Genomic DNA, 13,366 nt, shown 5'->3' with positions numbered 1-13,366 from the left:
GGCCTCCGCGGTGGAGTGCGCCGAACCACGTACCACCCACCCCCAGACCTCCGCTAGACTGTTCACATCGCTTCAAGGGGCTATGGCGCAGTTGGTAGCGCGCCTCCATGGCATGGAGGAGGTCTGGGGTTCGAATCCCCATAGCTCCACTCGACTCCGGAACGACCCTGTTCGCGCCTGATCGCGCCGGCAGGGTCGTTTCGTCGTTTCTTCCGGGAGGCGGCTCCAGACCCCCGATACGGGGCTTCGCCCCGCCGAAGCGGGTTGTGCTCACGTCGCCCGGGGTCCGCGAGAGGGCACCGCTGCTCGTGGTTCACTACACTCCGCAGGCGCCCGACCCCCTCCGCCCCCGAAGGAACACGCGTGAACCGGATCCCGGTGTTCGTGCTCTTGGCCGTCGCTGGAATCCTGGCCGTGCGCGGACCGTCACGAGGAGGCAGTGCGCCTTCCGGGGCAGGTGGAGGACCCTCCCCCTGAGGCATGGTCGCGACTGGGCAGGTCGCTGCGTGCGCTCGAACGGGGTACGAGGAGGTCTTCTGCCGGGGAGAGGCGCATTCGGGCTTCAACTACCGGCCCGGGCCTATCCGCGGCTCGGGAGTGAGCTGCTCGACGCGGACCGGTCCGGGCGCGCGGCGTCCGTTCTGGCATCTGATCCCCGCTCCGGACCAACACCCCGGACCGCGCCCGCGCGGCCGGTCGGGAGCGGCCCCGCCCCTTCCTAGACTGGGCGGATGGACCACACCGCCGGCGGATATTCGCCCGACGAGAACAGCCCCGTCATCGGGGTACTGGAGAAGATCCGGGAGGAGGTCGCCGGGCTGTCCGGCGGCCGGGTGGCGGACTACATCCCCGAACTCGCGCACGCGGATCCGGGGGCGTTCGGGATCGCGGCCGTCAGCGCGCACGGCCGCTCCTACTGCGTGGGAGACACCGGGCACGCCTTCACGGTCCAGTCGATCTCCAAGCCCTTCGTCTACGCGATCGCCGTGGAACAGCTGGGGCTGGACGTGGTGCACGAGCACGTGGGGGCCGAGCCCAGCGGGGAGCCGTTCAACGCGATCAGCCTCGACGAGCGCGGCCGCCCCGAGAACCCGATGATCAACGCGGGCGCCATCGTGACCACCTCGCTGGTGGAGAGCGCTGCGCCAGCCAAGCGGTTCGAGCGCATCCGGTCCGTGCTCTCGGAGTTCGCCGGACGCGAGTTGGAAGTGGACGAGGACGTGTACCGCTCGGAGACCGAGACCGGACACCGCAACCGGGCCCTGGGGTACCTGAGCCTGGCTGGGGGAGTGCTGGTCGGGTCGGTCGAGGACGCCGTGCAGGACTACTTCCGCCAGTGCGCCCTCAGCGTCACCGTGCGCGACCTGGCCGTCATGGCGGCCACCCTGGCGGTCGGCGGGGTCAACCCGGTGACGGGGGACCGGGTGGTGTCCCAGCGCACCGCCCGGCACACGCTGTCCATCATGTCCAGCTGCGGTATGTACGACCGCGCCGGGGAGTGGGGGCTGCGGGTGGGAATCCCCGCCAAGAGCGGGGTGAGCGGCGGCATCCTCGCCGCGGCCCCGGGGGCCTTCGGGGTGGGGGTGTTCAGTCCGCCGCTGGACGAGGCGGGCAACAGCGTGCGCGGGGTGGCCGCCCTGGAGCGGCTCTCCGACGACTACGACCTGCACATGCTCCAGATGCCCGCCGAGCCGCCCTCGCCCATGCACAGCGTGACCCGGGACGGGACCAGGCTCGAGGTGCGACTGCGCGGTGAGATCGACTTCCTCGCCGCCGAGCAGGTGGTGTCCCGGCTCGCGGAGGCGATCGACGACTCGCGGGTGAAGTCGGTGAGCGTCGCGCTGGAGCGGGTCTCCGGGCTCAGCGACGCTGCTCGGGGACTGCTGGCCGCCGAACTCACCGAGCTGGCCGACGCGGGCGTGGACGCCACGGTCAGCGATCCCCGGGGTGTACGCGAGCCCTGACCGGTCCGGGGCGATCCCTTGACGGGGGTCGCATCGCGGCGCATAATCAACCTATTGGTTGATCAACTGGAAGGTTGAATACTCGGATGGCGAACGACCCGCTCAGCCTCACCTTCGCCGCACTGGCGGATCCGACCCGTCGGGCGATCCTCGCCCGGCTGGCCGAGGGCGAGGCGACCGTCAACACCCTGGCGGAGCCGTTCGACGTCAGCCTCCAGGCCATCTCCAAGCACCTGAAGGTCCTGGAACGGGCCGGTCTCATCACCCGGGGGCGCGACGCCCAGTGGCGGCCCTGCCGTTTGGAGACCGCCCCCCTGGAACAGGCCGGCGAGTGGGTGGGCCGGTACCGGGACCGCTGGGAGGGGCGCTTCGCCCGCCTGGACGAGGAACTCCGCAGTATCCAGCGCGGCACCGCGCAGAGCACCGGGCGGGGCCGTGAAAAGGGCATCGAGAACGAGAGCAGTACCGGTATCCAGAGCAGTACCGAAGAGGAGAAGACCCATGAGTGACCTCAAGATCGTCATTGAGCCCGGCCGCCAGGACATCGTGATGACCCGTACCTTCGACGCGCCCCGCGAGGTGGTCTTCCGGGCCATGACCGACCCCGAACTCCTGCCGAAGTGGTGGGGGCTCAGGGACACCGAGACCCTCGTCGACAGGTACGAGGCCCGCCCCGGCGGATCCTGGCGGATCGTGGAACGCGACAAGGAGGGGCAGGAGTACGCCTTCCACGGTGTCATCCACGGCATCAAGGCGCCCGAGGGCTTCACCGCGACCTTCGAGTTCGAGGGCATGCCCGGACACGTCCTGCTGGAGACCCACACCCTGGAGGAGGTCGACGGCCGCACGCGCTACACCTCGGTCTCCGTCTTTCAGAGCGTGGAGGACCGCGATGGCATGGCCGCCTCCGGTATGGAGGACGGGGCCGGACAGTCCATGGATCAGCTGGACGAGCTGATCCGCACCCTGGTCTGAGCCCGAGTCGGTACCGTGGCCCGGCCCCGGGCCGGGCCGCGAACCAGTGAAGTGAGCCTGTGCACAACGCCTGACCTGTCGTCACCGCCGGGTACTGTCGATCCGTGGCAGATCTCCCCGACGTTCCCACCCTGCTCGGCGCGGCCGTCAAGGCCTTGGGCGGCAGCAGCCGAGAGGGCCAACAGACCATGGCCGACGCCGTAGCCGCGGCGGTCGACAAACGCGAACACCTGGTGGTCCAGGCCGGTACCGGCACCGGTAAGTCCCTGGCGTACCTGGTCCCCGCGATCAGGCACGCGATGGCGACCAAGACACCCGTGGTGGTCTCCACGGCCACCATCGCGCTGCAGAACCAGCTCATCGACCGCGACCTGCCACGCCTGGCCGCCGCGCTCGCCCCGCTGCTGCCCCGCGAACCCACGTTCGCGGTGCTCAAGGGACGCCGCAACTACCTGTGCCGCAACCGCATGCAGACCGCTGGGGACGACGACGCCGAGGGCAGCGAGCTCTTCGACGCCCGCCAGCTCTCCTCGCTGGGCCGCCAGGTCGCGCGCCTGCACGAATGGGCCGAGGACACCCTCACCGGAGACCGCGACGAACTCGTGCCCGGCGTGAGTGACCTCGCCTGGCGTCAGGTCTCCGTGGGCGGTAACGAATGCATGGGCGCCCGCGTGTGCTCCTTCGGTCAGGAGTGCTTCGCCGAGTTCGCCCGCGAGGCCACCGCCGGTGTGGACGTGGTGGTCACCAACCACGCCATGCTTTCCATCGACATGGCGCAGGGCTACCACATCCTGCCCGAGCACAACACGATCATGATCGACGAGGCGCACGAACTCGTCGACCGCGCCACCTCCGTGGCCACCGGCACCCTCACCGAGCGATCCGTCACCACCGCCGCCAAACGCGCCGCCCGCCTGGTCGAGCCGGGTATCAGCGAACGGCTCAGCGAGTGCGCCGACGGCCTGGGCCTGATGTTCACCGAGGTCCCCGAGGGGCGCCTGGACCACATCGACGAGGGCCTCGCGGGCGCCGTGGCCGCGACCCGGGACGCTGCCGCCGCCTGCGTCGCGGCGATCGGCCCCTCCCCGGGCGAGCTCGACCCGGACACCGCCTCCGACCGCCGCCTCGCCCTGGTCGCGCTCACCGAGGTCCGGGAGGCCGCCGAACGGGTCCTGGAGTCCTACGAACCCCTGCTCCGGGACCGCACCGAGGTCGTTTGGCTCACCAAGGTCCCCTCCCGGCCGCCCGCGCTGAACGTCGCCCCGCTCGGCGTGGGCGGGCTGCTGCGGGAGAAGCTCTTCGGCGACCGCACCGTCGTGCTCACCTCCGCCACCCTGACCCTGGGCGGTGACTTCACCGCCCTGGCCCGGCAGTGGGGGTTGGGCCGCGAGGTCGCGCGGGAGGCCGCCGAACGCGCCGCCCGCGCTGAGGCGGCACCGGGTTCCGGGGCGGCAGCGGGCACCGGCACCGAAGCCGGTCCCGCAGCCGAACCCGCACCCGAAACCGAAGCTGCCCGGGCCGCGGACGCCGGGACAGGTGCGGGCAAGGACGACGAGGACGGCCCGCACCGTGCCGCCGGAGAACCCCGCTGGCGCGGCCTGGACGTCGGTTCGCCCTTCGACCACGGCCGCAGCGGCATCCTCTACGTCGCCCGCCACCTGCCCAAACCCGGTCGTGACGGGCTCTCCGAGGCCTACCTCGACGAGATCGCCGGTCTCATCGAGGCCGCCGACGGGCGCGCCCTCGGCCTGTTCTCCTCGATGCGGGCCGCCCAGCAGGCCGCCGACGAGCTGCGCGAGCGCCTGGACCAGACGATCCTCTGCCAGGGCGAGGACTCCACGGGCCAGCTGGTCCGCCGATTCGCGGAGGAGGAACAGGCCTGTCTGTTCGGCACCCTGTCCCTGTGGCAGGGGGTCGACGTACCCGGTCCCTCGCTCCAACTGGTGATCGTGGACCGCATCCCGTTCCCGCGCCCCGACGACCCCCTGGCCTCGGCCCGCCAGCGCGCCGTCTCCGCTCACGGGGGCAACGGCTTCCTGACGGTGTCGGCCACGCACGCCGCGCTGCTGCTCGCCCAGGGCACCGGCCGGCTGTTGCGATCCACCGATGACCGGGGTGTGATCGCGGTGCTGGACCCGCGCCTGGCCACCGCGGGCTACGGCGGTTTCCTGCGGGCCTCTCTGCCGCCCTACTGGGGGACGGTCGACCCAGAGGTCGCGCGATCGGCGCTGCGACGCCTGGCCGAGAAGGCCGGGGCGGGCCAGGACGAGTCAGCGGCCTGAGGCGCGGCGGTGTCGCGATCTCACGGTGCCGTGTGCGCCGGGCAAAGCAGCGCTGCCCGAGATCCGCGGAGCCTCGCCCGACACGACGGTGGCCGGGCGCCCTCGACGGGTGCCCGGCCGCTGCCGTCACCGGTGTCGGTGCGGGACACCTGACCCGCACCGGTGCGCTCCCGTGTTGTCCCGCCCCCGTGCCGTTCTGACCCTCTGCTGTTCTGACCCCGTGTCGTTCTCAGCCTGTGCGGCCCCGCCACCGTGCCGGTCCCGGTTCCGGGTCACTCCGGACCCTCGCCGGGTCAGCCCCGCGTCCGGTAACCGAAGAGGCGGACCGCGTACCCGGGGGAGTCGTCCTCCGGTTCCTGGATCTGCCAGCGGTCGTCGTGCTCTCCGACCAGGAGCTCGTTCCACATCATGTCGATGAGTTTGAGCCGGGAGACCACCGAGGCCTCCGGGTCGAGCACGATCGAGTACGCGTGGTCGGTGAGCCGTTGGGTCACCATGCCCACGGACTGCCCGTCCCAGATCGCCGGGACCGGGGCGTGGCCGACCTCGATCCCGCACAACCGGAGCTGCTCCACTTCCTCGTCGAGGGCTTCGGCGGCCAGGGCGCCGTCGAGCCTGAGGGCGTCCTCCAGCTCGTCGCGGTCCTCGTCGGCCCGCAGATAGGCGTGGTAGGTGCGGTAGCCGCACGGACGGCACTTGCGCCAGACCACGCAGCGGGCCAGACCGTAGGCCGACTGTGCCTCGCCCACACTCTGGTGGTCGCTCACCTCGCGAACCATGCCGCATTCGCAACACAAGGCAGTGAGATCCTGCTTCATCAGAGTCCCCCCTCCCAGGTGAGTATGCGACGAATGGAGGCCGTTAGGGAACCCGTTCGGAGAGGAAGTCGCGGCAAGGAGTCGTCATCAATGCCCAAAATGACCGGCTGACGGGTTTCGGACGTGTTCAGAGGGGGCGCGGACGTGGCCGGACTCACCCGTGACGGGTATGCTCCGCCCTCACGCGAGCGGTCCACCGGGGGTACCCCGCGGGCCCGGGGCCGGGCCCGCGTCCGCGGAGCCGTTCGGGAGAGCCGGGAGCCGGAGTTTCGGGAGCGGATCACTCGTCCATGGACAGCCCGCGCTTGTTTCGCGCGGTCCAGTCCCGCATCCGCTGCGGATAACCGACGATCTGTACGTCGTAGGCGGGCGCGGCGAGCTTGCTGGCGACCTTGCGGATGACTTCGGGGGAGCCGCAGCGCCGCCGGATCCACTCCCCGTCCGTGGCCACCGCGACGGCCGTGGTCTGTGTGGCGAAGGTTTCGGGCTCGACGAAGAACTCGACCCCCACCCGGCTCTTGGCGAACTCGATCAGCGCCTTGATGTCCGAATCCTCGGAGGCGCGGTCGAAACGGGCCTTCCCCTTACGGTTGGCCTTGCGAAGTCCGAAACGGTCTCGCCATCCCATCGCCGCTCATGTCCCCTTAGTGCCGGTACGTGCCTGGTGCTCGCTGGACACCGCCGAGTCTATCGGCCGCAAACCCGGCAGAGCAGGGCGGCCAGTGCCCCGGACGCAACGGTTTCAGCGTTTTCCGGACAGGCCTGTGATCACGCTGCTACGTTCTGTCGCACACGGCACCTGGGGGAGAAGTATGACGATGTGGACATGGGCGGGGGAGACGGGACGCCAACTGCGCGCCGCGGGGCAGGACGAGCTCGCGGAGGCCGTCACCGCGCTACCCGAACTCAGCGAGGCGGGCGACGCGGTCAAGGTGGAGGCGCTGGCCAGGTCGGCGATGCGCACCGCACGGCGGCTGGTCGCCGAGGCGGCCAAGGGGGACAACGCCGTGGCCCCGGCGGTCCCGGCGTCGGTGCCGGGGGTGTTCGGGCCGCCTACCCTCTTCTTCCTGGCGCACTGGCCGTTGGCGGTGCGGGTGGGAGCGCTCGCGGAGGGCCGCCGCGCGCTCGAACAGGCCAGGGCCGCCGCGGAGGACGAACCGGCACCGCACGAGTACGGGCCGCTGCCGGTCTCCGCGCTGGAGACCCTGGTCCGCTGCCACGCCAACATCGACGCCCGGGGAACCACGGACCAGCGTCGCGAACTGCTCTCGGCCCGGCGCCTGTCCGGCTGGGAGAGTACCCCGGCCTGGCCCGCCTTCACCCTGGCCCGGGTCCACCTGCTCATCGACGAGGACCAGGCGGACCGTGCCGAGGCGGAGTTGCGCCGCTACGAGCACACCGCGACCGGACCGGCCGTGCTCGGCTCCGAAGGTATATTCGCCCTGGTCAGGGCGTTGCGGTACCAGGACAAGCACACCGACGCCTTGGACGTCCTGGACCGGATGGAGGCCGAGCTCGGCTTGGGCGAGGCAGAGCCGGGCGGTCCCGTCAACCCGCGCCGGACCGCGCTGCGCCGGGTGATCCGCTTCGAGCGGGCCCGACTCCTGTCCTGGCTGGCACGCCTGGGTCTGTGCGACGCCCGCCAGGCCATCGGGCTGCTGCCCACGGTGGAGGAGGCGGAGACCTACCCGAAGCTGCGTTCGGCGTGGGTGGAGGCCGTGGAGAACCTCGTGTGCCAGGGCAGTGTCCGCAACGACTGGCGGCTGGGCGTGCGGGTCACGACCTGGTCCCGCTACTTCGAGCGGGTGGGCGCGCCCAGGCGCGGTGCCGAACTCGCCCTCGCGGCGACCCGGCTGGCCAGCGGACGCGGTGCCCGTTGGGTGGCCGAGTGTTCCGCGCAGCGCGCCGAACGCTTGATCCGGGAGCTCGGTGCCGCGGAGGAGATCATCGGTGACCTGGCGGAGGTGAGGTCCATGGTGCGGGGGATGAAGTCGATCCAGCCCATGGCCCCGGCCGCCGGAATCCTGGAGTTCCTCAGGGCGCAGCCCGCGGAGGAGGTCAACCCCGAGGAACAGGCCGAGCAGGTGAACGCGGCGCTCATGGAGCAGCCGCACGACAACGCCCTGCTGAGCGCGCTCGGCCAGGTCGGTCGGACCCTGATGCTGTCCGACGCCGCCACGGAGCCGCAGTGGCGCCACGTCCGCGAGCAGCCGGGTGACCAGCGAGCTGCCCTGTCGTTGCTGGAGACGCTCCTGCACGACAACGACACGGCGGGGGTTCGCAACCTCGTGCGCACCCTGGCCGCCGGGGCCCTGGTTCCGCAGCAGCAGCGGGAGCACCGATCGATCGCACCCCAGCAGGCACAGGACGCACAGCAGCCACAGCCGACACAGAATGCGCGGGCGGCTCAGTACTCGCAACTGGCCCAGTACTCACAGGAGTCTCCGGCGGCTGAGCGTGCGCACGTTCCGCAGCACGCCCAGACGGCGTCGCGGCACGCTCAACCGGAGTCGGGGGAGGACGCCGCCGCCCAGCAGGAGGCCGCCCCGCGGGAGCAGCCGGTTCCGGAGCGGCAGGAGACGGCCGGGGCCGTGCGCTTCGGGGTCAGCGGTTGAGGAGGGACCGGCCGGCCGGGTAGCTCAGGGCCGCCCGAGGAAGCTCCGCCAGCCGACCGCTGGTGAGTACGGTGACCTTGCCGGACGTGCCTTCGACAGCACGGGCCCCGGCGACTCCGGTAGCCCTGGAGACCTCGACGGCCCCGGCGGCCTGGTCGATTCTGCGCAGGGTCTGGGTGGCCACCGCCCGCGCAGCGGTGAACAGTTCCGCCCGACCGGACAGTGCCTTGGAGATCTCCTCGCCCACCAGGTCGTAGTGCGTGCAGCCCAGCACCACCCCGGTGGCCTCCGGCGGGGTCAGGGCGGCCGCGTACGCCACGGCCTCGGCGATCAGCTCGGGGTCGGCGGACTCCACCGCCTCGGCCAGGCCCCGGCAGGCCACCGGGGTCACCGACACGTCCCGGGCGAAGGTCTCCAGCAGGCGGCGCTGGTAGGCGCTGCGGGTGGTGGCCTCGGTGGACCACACCGCTATGGGGGTCCCGGCGGCGGCCGCCGGCTTGATGGCGGGCACGGTGCCGATGACCGGGATCCGGGGCTCGAGCTCGGCGCGCAACCGGACCAGGCTGTGCACCGACGCGGTGTTGCAGGGCACGGCCACGGCGTCCAGGGAGCCCGCGGCGTCCAGGGCGACGCGGGCACCGGCCAGGGCGCGGTCGATGATCTGTTCCGGGGTGTGGGTGCCCCAGGGCATGTGGTCCGGGTCCATGGACAGGAAGAGGTCCGCGTCCGGCCGGGCCGCGCGCAGGGCGGCCGCGGTGGACAACATGCCGATACCGGAGTCAACGAGAGCGATGCGCACGGAACCGAATCCTATGCGGATCAACCGGTAACACCGACATCACCCGAGGTGACGGTGGTGTCGTCCCCCTGCTTCCCCCGGACAGGCTCCAGCCACTCCTGTAACTCCCGCTGACTCCTGCCCCGGAGTGGGTAGGACACGTAGCGAAATGGGGTGGCAGAGAACCGTTACCGATAGGTAGAACTGAGGGGATCGGCCTGCCGCGGCACGCCACCACCGGTCCTGGCCGACCCACGCTGTGCGCCGTCAACAGCAGTCGTCTACAGTCAGGGGAACCGCGGACATGACTCCGAAACAGCCCGGTACGACTTCGAACTCCGGCTCCACGTCCGGGTCCAGGCAGCGAGCGGCGACGGGCACGGGACTCGCGGATCACATCGCGGCGGTGCAGCGGCTGCGGCGCGACTACCGGGCACTCCCCGAGGGCGCGCCGGTGCGGCTGGCCAAGCCGACCTCCAACCTCTTCCGGTTCCGCGAACCCTCCGACGCGCCCGCCCTGGACGTGTCGGCCTTCTCCGGCGTCATCTCCATCGACCCCGTCGAGCGCCTGGCCGACGTCGGCGGTATGACCACCTACGAGGAACTGGTCGCCGCGACCCTCCCACACGGGCTCATGCCCATGGTCGTGCCGCAGCTGCGCACCATCACCCTGGGCGGAGCCGTCACCGGGCTGGGGATCGAGTCCTCCTCCTTCCGCAACGGCCTGCCGCACGAGTCGGTGCAGGAGATGGAGATCCTCACCGGCTCCGGAGAGGTCGTCACCGCCACCCGGGACAATGCCCACAGCGATCTTTTCCACGGCTTCCCCAACTCCTACGGCACGCTCGGGTACAGCCTGCGCCTGCGCATCGAACTCGAACCCGTCTCGCCCTTCGTGCACCTGCGCCACCTCAGGTTCCACGACGCCTCGGAGGCGATGGCCGCCCTCGCCCGGATCTGCGCCGACGCGGCACACGAAGGACAGCCGGTGGACTTCGTGGACGGGGTGGCCTTCGGTCCCGACGAGCTCTACCTGACCCTGGCCCGCTTCACCGACCGCGCGCCCTGGACCAGCGACTACACCGGTAACGACATCTACTACCGGTCCATCCGGCGCTACGCGGACCCCGCGCCCGCCTTCGAACCCGGCTCCGGCTCCGTGTCCGGCTCCGCCGCTTCCGGACCCGCCGGACCCGGCGACTACCTCACCATCCACGACTACCTCTGGCGCTGGGACACCGACTGGTTCTGGTGCTCCCGCGCCTTCGGCACCCAGAACCCGCTCGTGCGCCCGCTGTGGCCGCGCGCCCTCAAGCGCTCCGACGTCTACCGCAGGCTGGTCGCCTGGGACCGGCGCACCGACTTCTCCCGGCTCCTGAACCACTACCGGGGCCGCCCCCAGCAGGAACCCCTCATCCAGGACATCGAGGTGGGGGTCGAACGCGGGGCGGAGTTCCTGGACTTCTTCCACGACCAGATCGGCATGACCCCTCTGTGGATGTGCCCGCTCCGGCTCCGCGAACCCCGCCGCGAGGGGCTGGCCGACGGCGAACACGTCTGGCCGCTGTACCCGCTGGAGAACGATCGCCTGTACGTGAACTTCGGGTTCTGGGGGCTGGTGGACATGAAACCCGGCCAACGCCGCGCCCACCACAACCGCGCGGTGGAGGAGGAGGTCACCCGGCTCGGTGGCCACAAGTCCCTGTACTCGGACTCCTTCTACACCGAGGAGGAGTTCTGGGCGCTCTACAACGGCACCGGCTACCAGAACCTCAAGGAGACCTACGACCCGCGGGGGCGGCTCCTCGACCTGTACGCCAAGTGCGTACGCAACCGCTGAACCACCCATCACCACCCACCGTCAGCAGTGGACACCACCGGGAGGCGACCCGTGAGGAAGGGCCGCATCCGTGAGGGGAAAGGACAAGAGCATGCGGCTTGCAGAGATCTTCGAGCGGGTGGTCGGCACTGACGCGCCGATCCGCTTCACCGCCTACGACGGCAGTTCCGCGGGAGACCCGAACAGCGACGTCACGCTGAACGTGCGGACCCCGGTCGCCGTCAACTACCTGGCCCAGTCACCCAACGCCGTCGGTATGGCCCGCGCCTATGTCTCCGGGCACCTCGAACTCGAGGGTGATATGTACACCCTGCTCAGACGGATGGCGGACTTCGCCTTCGCTGAGGGGGTCAACATCACCGCCCGCGAGGCCGTCGAGGTCATCCGGTCGGTGGGCTGGGTCAAGTTCGTCAACCGGGTGGCCCCGCCGCCCCAGGAGGTGCGCCGCGGCACCCTGCTCGGCCGGGGGCTGCGCCACTCCAAGGAGCGCGACGCCGAGGTCATCCACCACCACTACGACGTCTCCAACGAGTTCTACGAGATGGTCCTCGGGCCCTCGATGACCTACACCTGCGCGGTCTTCGACGACGAGGACGGCTCCCTGGACCGGGTGGGCGCCTTCGACGGGGCCCTGGAGAGCGCTCAGTTCCGCAAGTACGACCTCGTCGCCCGCAAACTGGGCCTGACCGAGGGCATGCGCCTGCTCGACGTCGGCTGCGGCTGGGGCGGCATGGTGCGACACGCCGCCCGCGAGTACGGAGTCAAGGTGGTCGGTGTGACCCTCTCCAAGGAGCAGGCGGAGTGGGGCGCCAAGAAGATCGCCCAGGAAGGGCTGACCGACCTGGCCGAGATCCGGCACATGGACTACCGGGACGTGCCCGACGGCAGCTTCGACCGGATCAGCTCCATCGGCCTGACCGAACACATCGGCCTGAGGAACCTGGACGCCTACTTCGCCTCGCTCAACGACAAGCTGGTGCCCGGCGGGCGGCTGCTCAACCACTGCATCACCCGGCCGCGCAACAACCTCAAGCCGATGAACCCCAAGGGCTTCATCAACCGCTACGTGTTCCCCGACGGCGAGCTGGAGGGCCCCGCCCAGATCCAGACCGCCATGAACGACGCCGGGTTCGAGATCCGCCACCAGGAGAACCTGCGCGAGCACTACGCCCTGACCCTGCGCCACTGGGGCGCCAACCTGGAGCGCAACTGGGACGCGGCGGTCCAGGAGGTCGGCGAGGGCACCGCGCGGGTGTGGCGGCTCTACATGGCCGGGTCCGTGCTGGGCTTCGAACGCGACGTCGTGCAGCTCCACCAGATCCTGGGGGTCAAGCTGGACGGCACCGTCGCGCACATGCCGCTGCGCCCCGACTTCTGACCACTCTGCTTGGTGACCGCTCTGCCTCCCCCGGGCCTCGCTTCGGGGCGGGGTGTCCGCGACACGCGAACACCCCGCCCCGAAGCGCCGTCCTGCCACACCGGGCGGCCCGCAGACGGCATCATGGTGCGGACAGCTCCAGCAGCAGTGAAGGGACCAAGCCCGTGTCCTCCGACGACAACGCGCCCCAGGGCGACTCCACACCCGCGCACGACCTGCCGGACCACGTCAAGGAAATCGCGATCTCGATGGTCAGCGCCTACGCTGACCACAACCGGGACGAACTGGACCAGCTGATTCCCCGGGCCTCGGACGAGGTCGACGACGTCCTGTCCGAGCTCAGGGTGATCGGGGCCTTCCTCAGTCGCCGCGTCCAGGAGACCGGTGTCGTGTGGAAGCCCGCCGACTCGCGCGAGGCGGTGGCCCGCACCGTCGCCGAGATGCTCCCGCCGGAACTGGAGTTCGCGGTCTCCACCGCCTGGGAGGCCCACTCCATCGGCGAGGAGGAGGCCGCAGAGCGCATCACCCAGGGCGACCCCATGGTGTACGCGCACATGCTCGCCGCCTTCTGCGCGGCCATCGGGCAGGCCGTCTACAAGCGCGCCGAACTGGTCTCCACCCTGCGCCAGGTCTGCGGCCTGAGCGAGTAGAGAACCCCGGTCCCGCCGGACCGGGCCCCTGGTCCGGCGGCCGGAAACCCCGACCACGAACCGGTC

The 13,366-nt window shown here is 70.8% G+C and carries 11 protein-coding genes and 1 tRNA gene; 9 read left to right on the top strand and 3 right to left on the bottom strand.

Annotated elements, in window-relative coordinates:
* Positions 1–76 precede the first annotated feature (76 nt).
* From HNR07_RS15745 to HNR07_RS15725, 5 genes are all read left to right on the top strand, one after another.
* A tRNA-Ala gene (locus HNR07_RS15745) sits at positions 77–149 on the top strand.
* A gap of 582 nt (positions 150–731) precedes the next feature.
* Entirely contained in the window at positions 732–1,964 is a 1,233-nt protein-coding gene (gene glsA, locus HNR07_RS15740; RefSeq protein ID WP_184365647.1) for a glutaminase A, read from the top strand.
* 86 nt (positions 1,965–2,050) lie between these two features.
* On the top strand, positions 2,051–2,473 hold the full coding sequence (locus tag HNR07_RS15735) for an ArsR/SmtB family transcription factor (RefSeq protein ID WP_184365646.1): 423 nt from the start codon (positions 2,051–2,053) through the stop codon (positions 2,471–2,473).
* Complete coding sequence (locus HNR07_RS15730; RefSeq protein WP_184365645.1) at positions 2,466–2,939, top strand: SRPBCC family protein; 474 nt, start codon at positions 2,466–2,468, stop codon at positions 2,937–2,939. Before HNR07_RS15735 ends, HNR07_RS15730 begins: the two co-directional genes overlap by 8 nt.
* A gap of 104 nt (positions 2,940–3,043) precedes the next feature.
* Positions 3,044–5,221, top strand: a complete 2,178-nt coding sequence (locus HNR07_RS15725) for an ATP-dependent DNA helicase (RefSeq protein ID WP_184365644.1) — start codon at positions 3,044–3,046, stop codon at positions 5,219–5,221.
* A 293-nt stretch (positions 5,222–5,514) separates the two neighbouring features.
* Here HNR07_RS15725 and HNR07_RS15720 read toward each other — a convergent pair whose 3' ends face one another.
* Entirely contained in the window at positions 5,515–6,039 is a 525-nt protein-coding gene (locus tag HNR07_RS15720) for a DUF6315 family protein (RefSeq protein ID WP_026117010.1), read from the bottom strand.
* 280 nt (positions 6,040–6,319) lie between these two features.
* A complete protein-coding gene (locus HNR07_RS15715; RefSeq protein ID WP_017583430.1) occupies positions 6,320–6,667 on the bottom strand; it encodes a hypothetical protein in 348 nt (115 codons plus the stop codon).
* Positions 6,668–6,851: 184 nt separating this feature from the next.
* On the opposite strand from HNR07_RS15715, the gene HNR07_RS15710 reads away from it, so the two are divergent.
* Complete coding sequence (locus HNR07_RS15710; protein WP_184365643.1) at positions 6,852–8,654, top strand: hypothetical protein; 1,803 nt, start codon at positions 6,852–6,854, stop codon at positions 8,652–8,654.
* Here the strand turns inward: HNR07_RS15710 and HNR07_RS15705 are convergent.
* Positions 8,644–9,420 carry a glutamate racemase gene (locus HNR07_RS15705; protein ID WP_184372083.1) on the bottom strand — a complete coding sequence of 259 codons (777 nt, stop codon included), beginning with the start codon at positions 9,418–9,420 and terminating at the stop codon, positions 8,644–8,646. The two genes, HNR07_RS15710 and HNR07_RS15705, sit on opposite strands and share 11 nt — an antisense overlap.
* A gap of 316 nt (positions 9,421–9,736) precedes the next feature.
* On the opposite strand from HNR07_RS15705, the gene HNR07_RS15700 reads away from it, so the two are divergent.
* From HNR07_RS15700 to HNR07_RS15690, 3 genes are all read left to right on the top strand, one after another.
* The gene (locus HNR07_RS15700; protein WP_184365642.1) at positions 9,737–11,272 is read left to right on the top strand and encodes an FAD-binding oxidoreductase; all 1,536 of its coding nucleotides are present in this window, start codon (positions 9,737–9,739) and stop codon (positions 11,270–11,272) included.
* Positions 11,273–11,363: 91 nt separating this feature from the next.
* A complete protein-coding gene (locus tag HNR07_RS15695; RefSeq protein ID WP_184365641.1) occupies positions 11,364–12,650 on the top strand; it encodes an SAM-dependent methyltransferase in 1,287 nt (428 codons plus the stop codon).
* A gap of 164 nt (positions 12,651–12,814) precedes the next feature.
* Positions 12,815–13,300 (top strand): hypothetical protein, encoded by a 486-nt coding sequence (locus HNR07_RS15690; protein WP_184365640.1) that lies wholly within the window; start codon positions 12,815–12,817, stop codon positions 13,298–13,300.
* The last annotated feature ends 66 nt before the right edge of the window (positions 13,301–13,366 follow it).

Origin of the sequence: Nocardiopsis metallicus (assembly GCF_014201115.1) — a bacterium.
Classification (GTDB): Bacteria; Actinomycetota; Actinomycetes; order Streptosporangiales; family Streptosporangiaceae; genus Nocardiopsis; species Nocardiopsis metallicus.
This window is presented reverse-complemented; position numbering and strand designations above follow the sequence as displayed.